A 19167-nucleotide genomic window follows, 5' to 3' on the forward strand; every position below is an offset into this window, starting at 1 on the left:
AGACGAAAGGAAATACTCCGAAATGGCTCATGCGATATCGGCGTCCTCGACGAGGATTTCGACGAGCTTCTGTAGACCCGTACGGACGTGTTGATGGAACGTAGCCGGTGCAATGCCGAGCGATTCTGCCATGTCTTCGCCTGAACTATCACGAGGCCATTCGAAGAACCCAGCGTAGTACGCGGTCTCGAGGGTTGCTCTCTGACGTTCCGTGAGCGCCTCTTCGAGTTCCAACTTGAACTCTCGATCCGTTTGGACTGGTCGCTCGCGCTCGCGCTTACCGACGAATTCGGAGCGGGTGAATGTTGACTGAACCGCTTCGACGGCGACCCTGACATCGGCCCGCTGAGACACGGCCGCTTCGACCGTCCCCCTTCCATCCGCGAACGCGGCTTCACGAACGGTTGCACCGTACTCTGCGAGGAGCGTGGCTGGTGACGCCTCGGAGATGATGAACTCGATTAGCGCCTCGTTCTCGTGATCGTTGATGAGTCGTGCGCGCTCGATGGAGTCGTCAGCGGCGGCACGTTCGAGCACCCGCTTCGGAGATACGTCGGTTACGGTGAAGTATTGGAGGTACGATCCGTCGGACTGCGAGACGATGCTCTCCATCTCGAACACGGCGCCGGTCTCGGCCGACGCGGTCACGAAGAACACGTCCGGATCCGCAATTTCGAATTCGATCTCTACGACCGTGTCGGTGAGAAGCGCCTTCTTCCGCTCGACCGCGTTAATCGCCAGCCCGATGGTCTTTCCCAGTTCGTGGAGAACGGCTTGCTCTCGAACGCCGAACGCGTTTGCCCGTGACGAGTAGGCAACGAGTACGCTGTAAACCGTATCTTTGTAGACGAGCGGAATCACCGCGGCGAACGACCGACCGCTTACGAACTCACTTCGGTCGGTAGGGCGATCAATAGCGATCCCCGCCGGAAGGTCATCGAAGTCACGCATGATCTGCACATCACCGGATTCGACGGCCATAGCGATCGGAGGTACCTTTTCGGCGTTAACTGACGTGTCGAGGATATCTGCCCCGATTCCGGTTTCGGTCTTCGGCTCGACTCTGTGGACGCCACTTGTAACCTCGCCGATCCACGCGGCGTGGTACAGCTTCGAATCGGTCAGTTTCTGACACACCTGGGTTTCGATCTCTCTACGGGTCGTCGCCTGCACTAAGCCCTGGTTCACCTGCCGGATGACTGTATTGATCTGGTTGAGCGTCTCGAGCTCGTCACGCTGACGGCCGAGTTCGAGTTGCTGTTCTTTCACTTCCGTGATATCGTCGATGACACCGACGAACCGATAGATGTCGCCGTCGTCGTTTCGCAACGGAAACGCGAAGCTATTGACCCACCGAATTGAACCGTCGGGCCGGATGATACGATACTTTTCCTGGAATCTCCGTGCTCCAGTTTCGTTCTGCGACGCCTGCGGGGCCTGTTTCATCGCCTCCGTGACTCGTTGCTGGTCCTGGGGATGGACAGCGTCAAGGTGGTTCAGGAGATTATCGTACACCGAATCGCGTGATCGGCCCGTGATGGCCTCGTACGCGGGATTAATGTACAGTATCTCGCTCATGTCGGCGTCGGCCATCCAGATGGCGCTGTTGATATTTTCGGCGATCTGGCGGAGTCGAGCTTCGCTCTCGCGCATCCGCCGCTCGCGCTCTTTGCGGTCGGAGATGTCCGTCGCGATAACGACCGCTTTTTCGATGTCGCCTGCCTGGCCCCGGATGGGTGCGATACTAATTGCCACCCAGACGCGATCGCCATCGGGGCGCTCGAGAGTGAACTCGGAGTTGAGCACCTGCTCACCGTGGTCGAACACGCGACGCAGCAAGTCCTCGGGCGGAACCCGTTGCCCTCCGGCGCTGTAGAACTGACGTTGGGAGACATCAAGCGTCCGGCTGGTGATCTCCTCGATAGTCAGACCCAGGAGTTCCTCGGCCTGGTCGTTGACCCGCGAGATGTCACCGTTGGAACTTATCACCCCGATACCGACGGGGCTGGTTTCGAGAATGTGTTCGATGACGTCCCGTTCTTCCTGGAGAGTTCTCTCGCGCCCTTTGCGGTCGGTGATGTCCGTCGCGATGACGACCGCTTTTTCGACGCTGCCCGCCTGGCTTCGGATGGGTGCGATGCTGATTGAAAGCCAGACGCGGCTGCCATCTGGTTGACCGAGTTCGAATTCCGTGTCGAGGACGCGATCCCCGTGGTCGAACACCCGCTCCAGCAGGTCTTCGGGGGAGAGTTGGTACCCGGCCGAGTCGTAGAGTTTTCGCTGTGAGACGTCGAGCGTCTGGTTCGTCAGTTCGTAGTCGGTGAGACCGAACAGTTCCTCCGCGCGGTCGTTCACCCGGGAGATGTCCCCGTCGGGTGTGATGACACCGATACCGACGGGGCTGGTTTCGAGGATGTGTTCGATGACGTCCCGTTCTTCTCTGAGTGTCTCCTCGCGCTCCTTGCGATTGGTGATGTCTGTCGCGATGATGACCGCTTTCTCAACCGTCCCGTTGTCGTCTGTCATCGGTGCGATGCTGATGGCAGCCCAGACGCGATCGCCATCGGGGTGTTCGAGGGTGAACTCGGAGTTGAGCACCTGCTCACCGTGGTCGAACACCTTGCACAGTAAATTCTCGGGCGGAATCGACTCGCCATCGGAATCGTATAGTTTGCGCCGGGAGACGTCGAAGGTCTGATTGCTAATCTCCTCCATGGTGAGACCCAAAAGCTCTTCGGCGCGGTCGTTCACCCGGGAGATGTCCCCGTCAGGCGTGATGACGCCGATACCGACGGGACTGGTTTCGAGAACGTGTTCGATCAACCCGCGCTCTCGCCGAAGCTCCTCGACCCGTTCTCTCCGCTTCGAAACATCACGGGCGACACCGACCATCCCTCGTATTTCGCCGCCGGCCTCTAGAAGAGCCATTTGAACTTCGCAGGGTATCGTCTCGCCCTCGGCGGTGTTGAAATCGAACTCGGCGATCCCTACCTCTTCGTCCTCGTCCGGAAGCAATTCAGCGAGTGCGTTCGTGTTCCGGGTACCTATCTCCTCGTCGAGGAGCATCGATACGTGTTCGCCTACCAGTTCGTCGCGCGAGTACCCGGTCAGTTCAACAGTGGAATCGCTGACCCGTTCGAAGTACCCTCCACTATCTAACTGATAAACCGCATCACCGGCCAGTTCGGCGAGTGCCTCGTAGCGCTCGGTCGACCGTTCGGTCTTCCCGCGGTGGGCCCGGTTACGAATGAATCCAACGAGCAATCGGCGATCGTCCAGCGTGAGTTCGCGTACGTCGATGCCGAGCCGAACCTCGTGGCCGTTCGCGTGCCGCGCTCGGAGGCTGAGTCGGTCAGTAGCCTCTTCGCTACACTGAGCATCCACGGATGGTATTTTCGTGTGGTGGTCGTCGACGACGAATGCTGCAAACGGTTCGCCCACGAGTTCGCTCGGGGAGTAACCGAGAACGTCCGTGATTGCCGCGTTAGCGAACACGACGGTTCCATCTTCGTCGATGGCGATCGTACCGTCCGGCGCGAGCGCAACGAGGCGCTGAAAAAACGACGTACCACGCAACTCATCGCGGAGGACCACCGGGATGTCGCTCTCGGATTCTGTCTCACCGGAGTGCGTGCCGGTTTGCTCTCGATTCCCCGTCATAGATTAGCAGCCGTATGCGCCGGAGCTGGATATAGCGAACGGCCGTAGACGTGTTACAGGGCGCGAAATTTGGGCTGGGTGAACTACTCCGACCTACCGCACTCGGGCCTACCCGGCCCTCGCTTGTTGAGGTCGGAGCTTCCTGTTTCTGTGTCGAAACTTGCACCCGACGTGGGCACAGCGGTTCCAGACTCCACAGGCGACTTCCCTTTACGGGTGGTTCGGAGTGTCCCACTCCTACCAAATGGACACTCGGCCACACCCGACGGTTCGCGCTTCTTGTCACGCTTGAACACCGTCGGAGACGTGGTGAGCATCGTACTACCTGCTTCGACCGCGCGGGGAGTAAAGATGCCGTAGACAGTGAAAGTAACCCGTACGGGCGCTGTCTCCCCTCCCTGCTCGCGGCTTCGCCGCTCGCTGAGGAAGGGGGCTTAGCACCCTCGATTACAGCTAACGAATGAAATGGGGATCGAGTAACGAATGAAAACCAGAGCCGAGATGGTATTGGACACCGCGACGTAGAGCCGGTTGCAGCGCGGGCAGCAATCGACGTTGTACAATCGCGTGGGCAAACGAGGCGGGGAGAGGCCACCGTGCAATCGGCACGAGCCGTCGCCCTGACAACTTGTCGATGAAACAGTCGACAGTCAGACCACCGTTCACCAAGTATTTTCGAGGGGAGCGATCGTGGACCGTACCGGTCGCAGTCGGCGCAGGCGTTGGGTTACTCTACGACTCATCTAGTAACTATCGGGAGTACAAAATAGATATATTATAAACCTTGATCAATTTACCCGATAAGTTGAGGTATCGATGCTCGAAAACGTCACCAGGCGGGACGTGATGCGGACGGCGGCGGCCGCGGCGCTCGCCGAACCGGCGGTAACTGGGTCGGTAGCGGCCGAACGCACCGTCTCCGAATCCGCCGACAGTGAGATGATTTCGGCGCCCTACGGCGCGCAAGTGGGCGACGTGAGGGAGGATCGTGCACTCATCTGGAGTCGCGCGGACGGCCCGGCGCGGATGTACGTTCACCTCTCCACCGACGACGACTTCTCGGACGCCAAGCTAATCCGAGGACCGGCGGCGCTCGCGGCGACGGACTACACTGCGACCGTCGACCTCGTCGGCTTCCCGTCCGGCGAGGAGATCCACTACCGCGTGGTGTTCGAGAGCCTCCGGAACCCGGGAAAGCGAAGTGCGCCGGTCGGCGGGTCGTTCCGCACGCCGCCGAGCGAGCGGCGCGACGTCCGCTTCGTGTGGGGCGGCGACGTCGCCGGCCAAGGCTGGGGCATCAACCCCGAGTTCGGCGGGATGAAGACGTTCGAGGCGATGCTCGCGACGGACCCCGACTTCTTCGTCCACTCCGGCGACGCCGTCTACGCCGACGGGCCGCTCCCCGAGTGCGTCGAGCTGGACGACGGCGGCGTCTGGAGAAACGTCGTGACGGAGGCGAAATCCGACGTGGCGGACACGCCGGACGAGTTCCGCGGCAACTACCGGTACAATCTGCTGGACGACCACTACCGGCGGTTCGTCTCCGAGGTGCCGATGATCCCCCAGTGGGACGACCACGAGGTGACGAACAACTGGTACCCGGACGAGATCCTGCCGGCGGACGACCCGCACGACGTGCGGAGCGTGAATCTGCTCGCGGCGCGCGGCCAGCGGGCCTTCCTCGAATACATGCCGATCCGGCCCCGCGAGGACGCCGCCGACGCCGTTTATGAGAACTTCCCGTACGGCCCGTCGCTCGAAGTGTTCCGCCTCGACATGCGGAGCTACCGCGGCCCCAACACCGAGAATACGCAGACCGATCCGGGGCCGAACACGGCGCTCCTCGGCGAAGAGCAGCTGACGTGGCTCAAAGAATCGCTCGCCGCCTCGGAGGCGACGTGGAAGGTCATCGCGTCCGACATGCCGATCGGCCTCGTCGTCCCCGACGGCGACAGGTACGAAGCCGTCGCGAACGCCGACGACGGGACGCCGAAGGGGCGGGAACTGGAGATCAAAGAGCTGCTCTCGTTCATGCAGTCGGCGGGCGTCCGGAACGTCGTCTGGGTGACCGCGGACGTCCACTACACCGCCGCGCACCACTACCATCCCGATCGAGCCGAGTTCTCGGAATTCGACCCCTTCTGGGAGTTCGTCTCCGGCCCGCTGCACGCGGGCACGTTCGGGCCGAACGATCTCGACGACACGTTCGGTCCCGAGGTGGTCTTCGAGAGGACGCCGCCGGAGGGTGAGGCTAATCTCCCGCCGAGCGAGGGGCTCCAGTTCTTCGGCCAGGTCGACGTCGACGCCGACACGGAGGCGCTGACGGTGACGCTGAAGGATCTCCACGGCGACGCGCTCTACACCGAGGACCTCGCGCCGGCGGGGCGCTGAGACCGATCCGGTGGCTCGACGTTCGTCGACGGTCCTCCCGCAACACTCGGGATCGAAGTGATCGGCATTCGATGAACGCGTTTATCAACTCTACTCTTCTATACAGGTTGTTCGATGGAGAAAGACGCAGTATCGGTGCGGATCAGCGCGGTTGACAGCAGTTTCGGTCTCGCTGCGACGGGGAGGCCAGCCCGTGCGCACGCGCTGCGACGGGAGAGACGATGGTAGACGTACTCTCCGTCGGCGGACTGCTCCTCGCGTTCTTTCTCGTGCTCATGAACGGGCTGTTCGTGGCCGCGGAGTTCGCGTTCGTCAGGATCAGACCGACGCAGGTGAACGCGCTCGTCGAGCGAGGAAAGCCCGGCGCGGCGCTGGTAGAGAACGCGATCCAGAATCTGGACGACTACCTCGCGGTTTGCCAACTCGGCATCACCCTCTCCTCGCTCGGACTCGGCTGGATCGGAGAGCCTGCCGTCGCGGACCTCATCGAGCCCGTCCTCGGTCCGCTGGTCCCCGCCGGGACGCTTCACCTCGTCGCGTTCGCGCTCGGCTTCGGCTTCATCACGTTCCTCCACGTCGTGTTCGGCGAACTCGCCCCCAAGACGTTCGCCATCCAGGAGGCGACGCGCATCTCGCTCATCGTCGCCCCGCCGATGAAGTTCTTCTACTACGCGTTCCTGCCCGGGATCGTCGTCTTCAACGGGACCGCCAACTACTTCACCCGACTGGTCGGCGTCTCCCCGGCCTCCGAGAGCGAGGAAACCCACACCGAAGAGGAGATCTTGATGATCCTGACGCAGTCACAGGAGAGAGGAGACCTCGACATCGACGAAGTCGAGATGATAGAGAGCGTGTTCGAACTCGGGGACACGATCGCCCGCGAGATCATGGTTCCGCGTCCGGACGTGGAAACCGTGCCCGCCTCCATGTCGCTCGACGATCTCCGATCGGTCGCCGCCGAAGGGACCTACACGCGGTATCTCGTGCTGGACGAGGACGGAGAGCAGCCGGTCGGATTCGTCCACGTGAAGGACGTGCTCCGAGCGACCGAATCGAACGCGGAACGGGACGTCGCGCTCGCGGCCCGTGACCTCGCACGGGAGGTGCTCGTCATCCCGGAGACGCGGCGCATCGACGAGATCCTCGCCGATTTCCAAACGCGGGAAGAGCAGATGGCGGTGGTCGTCGACGAGTGGGGTGTCTTCGAGGGGATCGTGACCGTCGAGGACATCGTCGAAGAGATCGTCGGGGAGATCCGCGACGAGTTCGACACGGCGGCCCAGGAACCGACCATCGAGCGGTGCGACGACGGAACCTACGCCGTCGACGGCCGCGTCCCCGTCCGAGAGGTGAACGACGCCCTGGACGCGGACTTCGAAAACGACACCGTCGAAACCATCGGCGGTCTCGTGTTCAGCCGGCTGGGGCGGGTGCCGGAGGTCGGCGATCAGGTCGAAGTTGACGGATACACCTTCCGCATCGAGGAAGTGGAGGATGCGCGGATCGTGCGGCTCGTCGTGCGAAAAGGGCGACCGGAACGGAAGACGAACGGGGATCAGCCTGGATAGCCGGCTTTGAAAAGTCCGGGTCGGTCTCCGTGCGCCCGTGCGAGTGCGATCAGGGACCTGCGAGCGCCAGAGACTTGTTCCGTCGTCGAGAAGCGCCGAGTGATGAACGGTCTGGAGATCGCATTTCGACTCGTAGCGGGGCTTCTCTTGATTCTGGCGAACGGGTTCTTCGTCGCGATCGAATTCGCGTTGACGCGCGTTCGACAGTATCCGGAGTCGGAGTTCGACACTCGCGGACTCCGGCGGGCGTGGGAGATGACCGACGACCTCGAGATCTATCTCACGAGCTGTCAGGTCGGCATCACGGCGTCAAGTATCGCGGTCGGAATCGTCGCGGAGCCGGCTCTCGCCGCGATATTCGAGCCGTTCTTCGAGAACACAATCTTAGCGTCGATCGGGGGCGGAGCGCTCCTCGGCTTCCTCATCATCAACCTGCTGCACCTCACCCACGGCGAACAGACGCCGACATATCTCGGCGTCGAACGAACGAAGATGGTCTGTCGGTACGGGGCGACGCCGCTGGCCTGGTTCGCCTGGTTGATCTCGCCCGTGATGCGAATCGGCGACAGCGTCGCGAAGTGGACGCTCCGCCTGTTCGGCATCGAGATGACGCAAGCGTGGCTCGAAACCGAAGAGGAGGTCATCGAAAACCGAGCCCAACTCCGAAATCGAATCGACTCGATCCTCGGGCGAGGTGACCTTTCCGAAGAACGGCGCGAGGAGGTTCTCAGCGCCCTGACCGTCGGCGAACGGCCAGTGAGCGAGATCGCGGTCGGTATCGACGACGTCACGGCGCTTTCGACGGCCAGGTCACCGGGGGAAAACCTCGACCGAATAGCGAGAACGCGCTACACGCGGTATCCGCTCGTCGGAGACGGATACGACGACTTCGTAGGGATCGTCTACGTTCCGGCGATCGTCGACCGGATAGAGGAGCTGCGCGAAGGGACCGTAGACTTCGCCGATCTCGCCGCCCCGCCGATGACGATCGAAGCCGACACCGACGTCAGTGACGCGATCGATCAGTTTCAGGCGGAGGGGCAGGAACTCGCGCTCGTTCTCTCGGACGATGAAGTCGTCGGTCTCCTCACCGCGACAGACGCTCTCGAGGCCGTGATGGGTCAAATCGAAGACCCGCTCGATCGAGAACAGGCCGCATGAAACGGCGAAGTAGAGACGCTAGCGCGGTTCTCACACGCTCGATCATCATCCGGACAGTGATCGTATATTTCCGTCCGCTTTAGGCCGTGGAACACGAACGGGAAGCCGTGTACACCAACCTGCTCGTTCCAACGGACGGGAGTGACGCGAGCGCCGCCGCAATCGACCAGGCGCTCGCGATCGCGGAGGGAGTCGGAGCGACAGTCCATTTTCTGTACGTTGTCGACGTCGGGACAGAGATGTCCGCGTCGGGGACCGGCACGATCGCAGACGAACTGACTGAGACACTCAGCGAAGAGGCCGAGCGGGCGCTCGATGAGGCGGCCGCGCGGGCTGACGAAGAGGGGGTGGCGTACGAACGAGAAACGCTCGAGGGCGTTCCCCACGAAGCTATCGTCGATTACAGTACAACGCACGACATCGATTTGATCTCCGTGGGAGCGAGCGGCCGCTCGGGGATCAAAGAGCACCTTCTCGGAAGTACGACCGATCGTGTCGTTCGATCGTCCGACACGTCCGTCCTGGTAGCGCGCCCTGAGGGGGATTCTTCCAACTAAACTAGCGATTGACATGAGTCAACGCCTCGCGGGTACAGCAGAGAACGGACCTCAATCCACAACCTGCACTATCACTTCATCTGGCGTCCGAAGTACCGCAAGGCAGTGCTCACTGACGAGGTGGCAGGGGCGATGGCATGCCCCGTGCGCCTTAAGTGGGACGCCCACAACTGGGCAGAGCCACCACACGCTCAAGAAAGTCCCAGCGAGGTTCGCACGCACCGGCAAAAGACCTTCGTCGGTGCGTAAACAGCCTCGGGCGCGGTGGCCCAAGGCTTTTGTAGTTCCCTCAGCCTTGCGCTAGCACTCCCTGTTCCGCGAGGGAACGGGATGAGGTTGGGCGGCTTACGCGCCCCGACCCGGACAGACGCACCAACCGAACTTGCGGCTGGGTTTTGTGAGTCCGGTAATTCGTCGTGTTACCGTCGAGTTTCGCCTTCTCACGCCATGCGATGTTCACCGACGCGTTCCGGTCAGCGTGGTCTTGCACCACGTCACACTCGTCGTTCGTACACCCGAACCGCCGTCCCTGACGATGCCCACGCTCACCACAGCACGAACACGTCTGCGAGTTGTGGTAGGCGTCCACCTTGTCCGTGGGGATCTCTCGCTACGTCGCCTTGTACGAGACAAACTTCTCGAATTTGTGGAACAGGAGTTTGTGCAACCGTCGGTTCATGTACGACCCGTACTGTATTTCGTCGCGGATACCGCCCATATCCTCGAACACGATGACCGGGTTCGAGAACTGTTCTGCGAACTCCACGACAGTACGGGAGAGTCGATGCAACACCCATTCGGTGAATCGTTCTTCCTTGTCACCGAGTTTCTGGTGAATGCTCGTCTTGCCGTGTTCCTAACAGCGAGTGGTGATAGTGTGGTAGCGTTGGCGTTCCTGTTTGACTCGTCCGTAGTCGAGGACGAGCGTGCCCTTCGTCCGCATCGTCTCGCGGTCAAGGGCGGTGAGTGCGACGTCGCGTTCGTTGATGTCCACGCCAACCAGCGTATCGGTGGTGTCGGGGTCGGGCACGTCGAACTCGCGTGTGACCGTGACGTGGAGGTAGTACACGCCATCGCGGTACAGGAGTTCAGCCTGCCCCACATCCACCTCGTCTGACGTGATGGCGTCCCGAAGTTCGTCCATCGCGACCGGTTCACCGCGCAGATGGCCTTTCACCTTCTTGTAGGGTTTCGGGCTGATGCGAAACTGGACGCGCTCGGTGTCATCGTCCACGGTGAGTCTGTAGCCTTCCGTGTGTGCCATCACAAGCGGGTACGCACCGGATTTGTCCGTACTCGGTGGCGTTGGTTTCCCTCCATCTGGGTCGCCTTGTTCGTACCACCACTCAAGGAGGGATTGGTAGGAGTCCCATGTTTGGAGGCTTTGCCGACGACCGCGCACTTGTTGTTCCGCAAAAAGTCGTCGCGGTCAACTTCCTTCTGTATCTCGGTGCGGGTGTACCCTTGTTGTTTGAGGCGGATGGTATCGTTGAATATCTCTCGTGACGCGAGGCGGGCATCGTGAAGCCACGACCGCTTACCAGACGCTACGTGAAGACGCGTCTGAATCGTCTTCGTGGCTTCCTCACCCATACTTTGACAGTCATTTCAGACTGTCATAAATGTAGGTGTTAGGGACGGAGGAGCACCGCAGTCACGCGAATTCTGTTAGTTCCTGCAAGTATCACTTCGTGTGGTGTTCGAAGTCAAGCAAAGCGAAGCTTTGCGTACCTCGCGGGATCGAAGATCCCGCTCAGTACCGCCACCCGGTTCTCAACGTGGTTGAAGACGATGTACGAGAGTTGTTTGGGGAGACTGCTGACCACTTCGGGCACGATATTCTGGCGTTGGAGATTGCGGACGATCACGTTCACCTGTTCGTGCAAACTGACTCGAAGCACAGCCCTGCGAACATCGCTCGGCAGTTCAAGTCGTACTCTGGCAAGCACTTGCTGGAGCGGTATCCCGATATTCGGGAGTCGTATTTCTGGGGTGGCGGGTTTTGGAAGGTCGGGTACTACGTGGGGACGACGGGCGCGGTGTCTGAGGAGGTGGTTGAACGGTATCTCGAAGAGACGGAACACTAGGCTGAGTGTCGGGCTTCACCCCCGACCCCGGTGGTCGGGGAACTCGCCCTCGCAGGTTGTTTAGACCCCGGCCGAAGGAATCCCACGGCTGTAGCCGTGGGAGGATGTCAAGCCGTATCCTCGGTCGGACGATCAGAGACGAACAGTCCTGCCCCGCAGCCGGACAGAGAGGACGCCCCTCGGACTTCGGGCCGGTCATGACGAATCGACCGTCCGCTCGAACTCCTGTATCGCGTCGTCGCTTCCGGCGACGATCACCTCGTCGCCGGCCTCGATCGTGGCGCGTTCGTCAGTGTGAACGGCCCCGTTGCGCGCGAATCCGACCACCGTCCAGCCGCGCTCAGCGTTGCGACGCGCGGCCATCAGCGACTCGCCGGCGAACGGCGCGGCGTCGGCCCGGACGAGGCGGATCTGGCTCACGGGGTCCACGACTCGTTCGCCGTGGACCTCCGCCGCGACCAACCGTGCGCACACGCGTTGAATGGAGAGAACGTAATCGGCGCCGGCTCTGAACGCCGCCGCCGACTTCTCGGCGTCGGTCACGCGCGCCAGGATCTCCACGGTGTCGGAGAGCGAGCGAGCCATCGCCACCGTCAACAGGGCGGTCGCGTCGTCGTCGACGGTGACGATCAGGGCCGAGGCGTCCTCGACGCCGGCCGCGTCGAGCGTCTCCGGTTCGGTGACGTCGCCGACGACGTCGGGCGTGGCGTCCTCCGATTCGTCGACAGTCGTGACTCGGACACCCTCCGGGAGCGCGTCGACGGCCGCGTTTCCGCCCTCGCCGAGGCCCGCCACGAGGACGCGCGATTGCGCCGAGCCGCGCGGCGTCCGGACGTTCGACACCTCGCTCGCGACCTCGTCGATCGCGCTCTCCGGACCGGCGACGACCAACACGGCGTTGGGCGTGAGTCGGGTTTCGGGCGATGGAGGGAGGCGCAGCTCGCCGTCGAACCATCCTGCGACCAGTGTCAGCTTCGGATGGGCCGCGAACGGCGAGTCGCGCACCCGGACGCCGTGGAGCGGGCTGTTTCGCCGGACGAGTATCTCGCGGATGGCGACCGCCTCTCCGTCGGCCAGGTCGTCGATCGCGACGGAGGTCGTCGCTTTCTCGGCGAGTCGCCGGCCGATGAGGGCGTGCGGCGCGACGCTCCGGTCGACGCCGATCTCGGCCAGCGCGGCCTGCCGACGCATCGAGGCCGTGAAGCTGATCACCCGCAGGTCCTCGTTGGCTTCGAGCGCCGTCAGGACGACGCTCGCGGTGCGGTCACCGGCGTCGGTGATGAGCAGCGACGCCTTCTCGATGTCGGCCCGGTCGAGGTCGGCCCGGTCCTCGGGGTCGCCGTGGATCGCCTGGTAGCCCTCGTCCGAGAGGCGCTTTGCCTCCTCCCGATCGGATTCGAGGAGGACGTAGTCCACGTCGAGTTCCTCGAGTTCGGCGAGCAGGATGTCGGTGTCGCGCTGGTACTCCGCGACGACGACGTGGTCGTTTTTTATCGTGAGTCGATCGTCGAGGTTGAGCGGCGTCCGCTCGAAAAGCGGGATGACGAGGACGCGAAGCGTGATGAACCCGATCGCGACGCCGGTCAACTGCATCGTCACGACCAGCAAGTTCATCGCCGGCGTCGCCCACGGCGAATCCGCGCCGTACCCCGTCGTCGTCATCGTCTCGGTGACCGTCTGGAACGAACGGAAGATCGACTGCGGACGGCCTTCGAGCGTCTGCATCCCGACGTTGTAGACGACCGTGTAAAAGAGGACGACCGAGGTGAGACTGGCCACGTAGACGAGCAGCAGCCGCTGACGCCGCGAAAGGTCCCGCGGGCGCAGCCCGTTCAGGTTCTGAAGTTCGCGCATTCGATAGCTCCCTGTCCTGCCGTCGGTATAGCCGCGGACCCTCCAAAAGCTCGTCGCAGCGGCGGGTCGTCAGTCGGATACGGTGTTCGACTTTTTCGGCGAGTCGAACACTCTCCGTGGCGTGTCACCGAAGATCACGTCGAATCCGATTCTAACGAGTAGGCCGAAAATCCCTTGACAGGGGTACCCTCGATCGCGGTGGCCACGACGCGACGAGCACGCTTAGAACCGTAAGGGGGATTCAATAGCCCTAGAAACGGTCTCACCACCCTCGCCAACTCAATATCGTTACTATCGCCTCTGCATGTGACTCATTATTTCTGTTGTTCCATTATGAAAAGTAACGATGGATTAAATGGACCGCACACTCGTCCAATGTCGAACGATACACATCCGGGCGAACAGGGCATCGATCGACGAACGGCGATGAAATCACTGGGAGCCGCGGCTATCGGTGGGATGTCGTTGGCGGCGCTCGACCCCGACATCGTGACGGGGATCGTACCGCAGTCGGGCGAAAGTGAGGCGGTCGACTGGAAGGGCGGCGAGAAGAGCGAGAGGATGTTCCCCCTCTCGGTCGCGAGCGGGGGTCCGACCCCGTCGGGGATCATTCTCTGGACGAAGCTCTCCTCGGAGCGGTGTCAGTCGTCGGAGCCCGTCCACGTCCAGGTGGCGACCGACGAGGCCTTCACGGATCCCGTGTACGAAGGGAAGGTGGCCGCCGAGCGCGTCAAAGCCGACAACAACTACGTCGTGAAGGTGGATCTCGACGGGGAGCTCCCGGCGGACAGCCACCTCTTCTACCGGTTCCACCACGCCGGGGTCACGAGTCCGACGGGACGCGCTCGGACGCTCCCGAAGCCGGACGCCAGCCCGGAGTCGGTTCGGCTCGCGGTCGTCACCTGCCAGTCCTACCAGAGCGGCTACTACCCCGCCTACAACTACATCGCCGACGAGGACGTCGATTACATCGTCCACCTCGGCGACCAGATCTACGAGTACGCCGGTGATTCGCCGTTCGAGGGGCGATCGATCGAACTGCCGAGTGGTCACGACCTCGCGTGGACCCTCGAAGACTTCCGGCACCTCTGGGAGACGTACCGGGAGGACGCGTTCTTCCGGCGCGCGCTCGAACGGCACCCGCTGATTCCGACGTGGGACGACCACGAGATCGTCAACAACCGCTACTGGGACTACGAGAACGAGCGCCCGTGGACGGAGGATCACCCCCTGAAGGACGACCCGGAGGCGCTCACGCGACTGTTCGCCGACGGGATCAAAGCGTGGTGGGAGTACAACCCGGCCCGCGTCGAATACGACCCTTCGGCGGATTCGCTGCTCGACTCGCTCCGCCTGTGGCGCAGCGTCAGATTCGGCGATCTCCTCGAACTCCCCGTGACTGACGAGCGCCTCTTCCGGTCGCTGCCGCCGGCCGGGGACGCCGCCGGTCGGCGTCAGCGGGGCGTTCCGCCTCACGCCCCCGAGCGCGACAACGGCGACCGAACCATGCTCGGGTTCGAACAGCGCGAGTGGCTCCTCGACACGCTCAAAGAGACCGACGCAACCTGGAAGGCATGGGCGAACGAAGTGGCGATCTCGGAGTTCGTCATGTCGTTCACCGACGACGGGCAGTTCTGGCGCAACTACGACTCGTGGGACGGATACGAACACGAGCGCGAGGAGATCATGGGCCAGCTCGAGCACTTCGGGGTGGAGAATTTCCTCGCGTTCACCGGGGACTGGCACACGAGCTTCGTCTCCTACCTGATGCTCGATTACGAGGACGCGTTCCAGCGAACGCCGATCCCCTCGGAGGAAGACGTCGTCGGAATCGAATTCATGACGCCGGGCCTTTCGAGCAACGGGTGGGCGTCCGACTTCTGGGGCAAAGAGAATCGTACGGACGTCGAGTCGGAGTCGCCGGAGCTCACCAACGAGACGTGGCAGGAGGTCGTCCTCGAAGAGAATCCCCACTTCGAGTTCATCGACGTGAAGTACAACGGCTACTCGGTCGCCGAGTTCACCCCCGAGGAGTTCACCTGGACGACGTACGCGGTCGACGACACCGTCGACGAGCCGGGCGTGGCCCGCGGGGTGCTGCGGAAGTACCGAGTTCCGGAAGGAACGGTCGAACTCGAGGAACTGGAAGCCGACGATTCGCCCCTCCCGGAGAACGAGGCGGACATCTAGACCCGCGGCTGACGTGACTCCGATCCGATCGGAGTTTCTCTTCCGGAACACGGCGCTTCTCGGACTGCTCTCTCCGGATCTTCGCCTCTAGCGCCTCCCCCGCGATGACCCGGGTCGACAGACGTGACAAGTGACGAGCGCCCCGCCGTCCTGCCGGTAGAAACGCGGTGCCGGCGTGTCGCGGCCTAAAATATATCAGGCCGTTCGGCGGACGGGCTTCCATGGTGAATCGAGTGGCCGTCGTGGGTACCGGTCCGGGTCGCGGCACCGACATCAGCGGGCGAAGCCACGCGTGGGCGTACCGTCACGCCGACGCGTACGCGGCGCGCGAGGACTGCGAGATCGTCGCCTGCGCCGACGTGGTTCCCGAGTACGCGTCGCGGTTCGCCGCGGAGTTCGACGTCTCGGAAGAGCGCGTCTACGAGAACCACGGGGCGTTGCTTCAGGACGCCGACCCCGACGTCGTCAGCGTGTGTACGCCGATCCCCACGCACGCCGACATCGTCGTCGACTGCGCCCGCGCGGACTCGGTCAACGCCGTCCACTGCGAGAAGCCGATGGCGTCGACGTGGGGCGAGGCGCGGGGGATGGCCCACGTCTGCGACCGCCACGGCGTTCAGCTGACGTTCGGCCACCAGCGTCGGTTCGGAGAGCCGTTCCGCGAGGCGAAGCGCCTCCTCGACGACGGGGAGATCGGCGAGCTGAAGCGCATCGAGATCTCGTGGGGCAACTTCTTCGACAACGGGACCCACGCGCTCGACCTCGCGGCGATGTTCAACGACGAACACCGCGGCGCCTGGGTTCTCGGACAGGTCGACTACACGAAAGAGCACGTCCGGTACGGGGTCCACACCGCCGATCACGCCTTCGTGTCCTGGCAGTACGAGAACGGCGTGCACGGGATCGCCGCGACCGGGGACGACGTCGAACTCGCCGGCGGTCCGTACGACTTCTACGACTGCTGGCACCGCCTCGTCGGCGCCGACGGGGTGGTCGAGATCGGCCGCCGAGACGGGCCGGCGCTGCGCTCGCGTCGTGACGGGGAGGGGTGGCGAACCCACGACGTCGCGGACGAGTTCGAAGGTCGAGTCGACCTCGCCATCGACGAGGTCGTCGAAGCGCACAACGAGGGGCGCGAGTCGGAACTCCGAGCCGAGCGCGCGCTCGCCACGACGGAGATCCTGTTCGCCGGCCACGAGTCCTCGCGCCGTCGCGGTCGCGTCGAACTCCCCCTCACGGGCGTGTACGACCACCCGCTCGAATCGATGGTCGAATCCGGCGACCTTCGGCCGTCGATCGGGGACGATCGACCGCCCCACCCCGCCGAGGAAGAGCAGCAGGTCGAAGACTGAGAGGAGAACGGTCCAAACGTAGCCATTCCCATCCCACTAGACCCCGATCTTTCGTTGTGAGGTTCAAAGTGACGGCTGTGCTCCTGTTGAGGCAACCAACAGGTCGTACGCTGTGGTAGGCGCAAAGAGACTCAGAACCCGATCAAAACGAAGCGCGGAGCGCTCAGTCACGCCGACAAGTCGAGCACCGAACTGAAGCACTCCGTAGGGGACGTACTTGTCGACCGGCGTCGAAACAAGCGAAGCGGAGACGAGCGATAATCGACCAGGGGATCGTTCTCGGTGTGTGCGATCTTCGGCGCCTACTTTAACGACGACGCACCGGAGGAGATACAGGACTTCGTCTACTCGGTGGCGGCGTCGGACGGATTCAAACTCTATCGGCTCACTTTCGGCGATAAGATAGCGACTGTGATCTGCAGCGGAAAACGAGGCTAGATTTCGATGACGCAACATTTGTTCATGCCTCCGACGTTCTCGATCGAGATGTCGTCGTCAGCATCGACGCGCACCTCGAACACGAAGGGGAGTTCGAGTACGAGCGCTCAACCCGAAAGACTACTGAACGCTCTCCTCGTTCGCAGTCCCGTGACCGGCGCTCCAGAGAATCCGTGACCGGGTCGCACTCTCCCAGAAACGCGAACCGCCGTACTCCCACCGTCGAGCGAACCGGGCAGCAGAACTAACCGCGCTACCCCCGAACGACGAGACGCCATGGACCGTCTCATCCAGACGCTCCCGAACCATTTAGACGAATCCGACGTGGGCGACGGAAAAGTGGGCGTCGTCGCCGGCAGCGTCGAGTTCACGGGACAGCCGTCGATAACCGGGATGGCGGCCCTGCGGACCGGGTCGGACCACGTTCGGGCGCTCGCGCCGGCGGAGATACACCCGATTGTCGCGGGGCACTCGCCGAACCTGCTCGTCGGACGCTACCCCGGCGAGGGGTTCTCCGACGAAGCGGTCGACAGAGCGGTCGAACTCGGTCGGTGGGCCGACGCGCTCGTCGTGGGTCCCGGTCTCACCCGATCGGACGGACGGGCGGTTCGCGAGACGCTCGCGGCGGTCGACCCGCCGGTCGTCGTCGACGCGGTCGCCATCGAACCGGCGCTGGACGGGGATTTCTCGAACGCGGTCTTCACGCCGGACGATTCGGAGGAGAGGACCATCGTCGAGGAGTACGGGTCGCTGGAGGCATTCTCCGAGTCGACGGACGCGGTCGTCGTGGTGACCGGCGACGTCGACACGATCGTCGTCGAAGGCGAGCGGACGACAAACGAGACCGGCACGGCGGCGCTGACGGTCGCCGGAACGGGAGACACGCTGGCGGGCGTCGTCGCCTCCCTGCTCGGCCAGGGTCTGAACCGCGCCGAGGCGGCCGAACTCGGCGCGTGGATCGTCGGGAAGGCCGGCGAACTCGCGACGGCCGACCGCGGCGCCGGTCTCGTGGCCACCGACGTCATCGATCGAATTCCCGACACCATTCGCTGACATCGGGCGTTCGAGCGTACTGCCAGTCGGACAGGACGTGCGTCCGACCCCGTCCGACCCGTTCGGACGGTCAGATTCGACGGGAGTGAACCGTTCTCCGGCCGTGAGAGAACGTCATGATTCGCCCGCTGAATTTGTACGCTGCGGTTAATTATCTATAAATATAGAGGAGTCGAAGTATATATCATGTACCAGAAGATCCTTCTCCCGACCGACGGGAGCGAACACACCGAGAAGGCACTCGAACACGCGCTCGACATCGCCGCGGAGTACGGCGCGGAGCTCCACGCGCTGTACGTGGTCAACACGTCCGCTCTCCCGTCACCGGACGTCGACTTTCGCGACGAGTTCGTCACTACGGGCGAGAGTATCGGGCGGAAGGCCGTCGACGCAGTCGCGAGCAGGGCCGAGAAAGAGGGAATCGAAACCGTCACCGAGCTCGCCCAGGGCGCGCCGTCCAAGGAAATCCTCGAGTACGTGAGGGACAACGACATCGACCTCATCGTCATGGGGACGCACGGGCGCGCGGGGCTCCGGCACGTGCTCCTCGGAAGCGTCGCGGAGCGGGTGGTTCGGCACACGGAGGTCCCGGTGATGCTGGTCCGGATGCAGCAAGGGGGTGCGGAACGCAGCTAACGGATCCTTCGGATCCCTCCCTTCTCGGCCTTCGTTTTCGCCGTCGCCCGCCCCACCTGAGTCGTCTGCGCGTCAGCGCGGGGTCGGACTCAAGAGCACGGAGGGCGAACGGACGCTTCTCGCCGGCCGTCGGAGACGCGACGGAGAGAGCCGGAGTTCGCCGGCGAGCCCCTGCCCCGAGCCGAGAGCGTCAGCCCGAGGTCGGAAGCGGCCGTTGCTA

General features: G+C 63.0%; 11 protein-coding genes and 2 pseudogenes. 10 read left to right on the plus strand and 3 right to left on the minus strand.

Annotation, left to right across the window (positions count from 1 at the left end; translation table 11 throughout):
• Positions 1 to 27 precede the first annotated feature (27 nt).
• Positions 28 to 3660: a PAS domain S-box protein gene (locus CNO20_RS16015; protein ID WP_101297119.1), complete on the minus strand. Its 3633-nt coding sequence runs from the start codon at positions 3658 to 3660 to the stop codon at positions 28 to 30.
• 816 nt (positions 3661 to 4476) lie between these two features.
• Between CNO20_RS16015 and CNO20_RS16020 the strand changes: the two genes are divergently transcribed.
• The 5 genes and pseudogenes from CNO20_RS16020 to CNO20_RS24535 all read left to right on the plus strand — a co-directional run.
• The gene (locus tag CNO20_RS16020; protein WP_199174874.1) at positions 4477 to 6051 is read left to right on the plus strand and encodes an alkaline phosphatase D family protein; all 1575 of its coding nucleotides are present in this window, start codon (positions 4477 to 4479) and stop codon (positions 6049 to 6051) included.
• A gap of 221 nt (positions 6052 to 6272) precedes the next feature.
• Positions 6273 to 7619, plus strand: a complete 1347-nt coding sequence (locus CNO20_RS16025; protein ID WP_101297120.1) for a hemolysin family protein — start codon at positions 6273 to 6275, stop codon at positions 7617 to 7619.
• 102 nt (positions 7620 to 7721) lie between these two features.
• On the plus strand, positions 7722 to 8780 hold the full coding sequence (locus CNO20_RS16030) for a CNNM domain-containing protein (protein WP_101297121.1): 1059 nt from the start codon (positions 7722 to 7724) through the stop codon (positions 8778 to 8780).
• 107 nt (positions 8781 to 8887) lie between these two features.
• Entirely contained in the window at positions 8888 to 9337 is a 450-nt protein-coding gene (locus CNO20_RS16035) for a universal stress protein (protein ID WP_101297178.1), read from the plus strand.
• 54 nt (positions 9338 to 9391) lie between these two features.
• Positions 9392 to 9499: pseudogene (locus CNO20_RS24535) on the plus strand (transposase); the annotation flags it as partial.
• A 127-nt stretch (positions 9500 to 9626) separates the two neighbouring features.
• Here CNO20_RS24535 and CNO20_RS24435 read toward each other — a convergent pair.
• Positions 9627 to 10930: pseudogene (locus CNO20_RS24435) on the minus strand (RNA-guided endonuclease TnpB family protein).
• 35 nt (positions 10931 to 10965) lie between these two features.
• On the opposite strand from CNO20_RS24435, the gene tnpA reads away from it, so the two are divergent.
• Positions 10966 to 11424, plus strand: a complete 459-nt coding sequence (gene tnpA / locus CNO20_RS16050) for an IS200/IS605 family transposase (protein ID WP_101297123.1) — start codon at positions 10966 to 10968, stop codon at positions 11422 to 11424.
• Positions 11425 to 11619: 195 nt separating this feature from the next.
• Here tnpA and CNO20_RS16055 read toward each other — a convergent pair whose 3' ends face one another.
• Positions 11620 to 13278, minus strand: a complete 1659-nt coding sequence (locus tag CNO20_RS16055; RefSeq protein ID WP_101297124.1) for a potassium channel family protein — start codon at positions 13276 to 13278, stop codon at positions 11620 to 11622.
• Between the two features lie 426 nt (positions 13279 to 13704).
• Here CNO20_RS16055 and CNO20_RS16060 point away from each other — a divergent pair, with 426 nt between their 5' ends.
• The 4 genes from CNO20_RS16060 (at position 13705) to CNO20_RS16075 (ending at position 18947) form a co-directional block, all read left to right on the plus strand.
• A complete protein-coding gene (locus CNO20_RS16060; RefSeq protein WP_158237436.1) occupies positions 13705 to 15468 on the plus strand; it encodes an alkaline phosphatase D family protein in 1764 nt (587 codons plus the stop codon).
• A 221-nt stretch (positions 15469 to 15689) separates the two neighbouring features.
• A complete protein-coding gene (locus CNO20_RS16065; RefSeq protein ID WP_101297126.1) occupies positions 15690 to 16820 on the plus strand; it encodes a Gfo/Idh/MocA family protein in 1131 nt (376 codons plus the stop codon).
• 714 nt (positions 16821 to 17534) lie between these two features.
• Positions 17535 to 18311, plus strand: coding sequence for an NAD(P)H-hydrate dehydratase (locus tag CNO20_RS16070; RefSeq protein WP_101297127.1), 777 nt, complete (start codon positions 17535 to 17537; stop codon positions 18309 to 18311).
• A 186-nt stretch (positions 18312 to 18497) separates the two neighbouring features.
• The gene (locus tag CNO20_RS16075; protein WP_101297128.1) at positions 18498 to 18947 is read left to right on the plus strand and encodes a universal stress protein; all 450 of its coding nucleotides are present in this window, start codon (positions 18498 to 18500) and stop codon (positions 18945 to 18947) included.
• Positions 18948 to 19167 lie beyond the last annotated feature (220 nt).

This window comes from Halegenticoccus soli, from assembly GCF_002844195.1.
In the GTDB taxonomy this organism is placed as follows: Archaea; Halobacteriota; Halobacteria; order Halobacteriales; family Haloferacaceae; genus Halegenticoccus; species Halegenticoccus soli.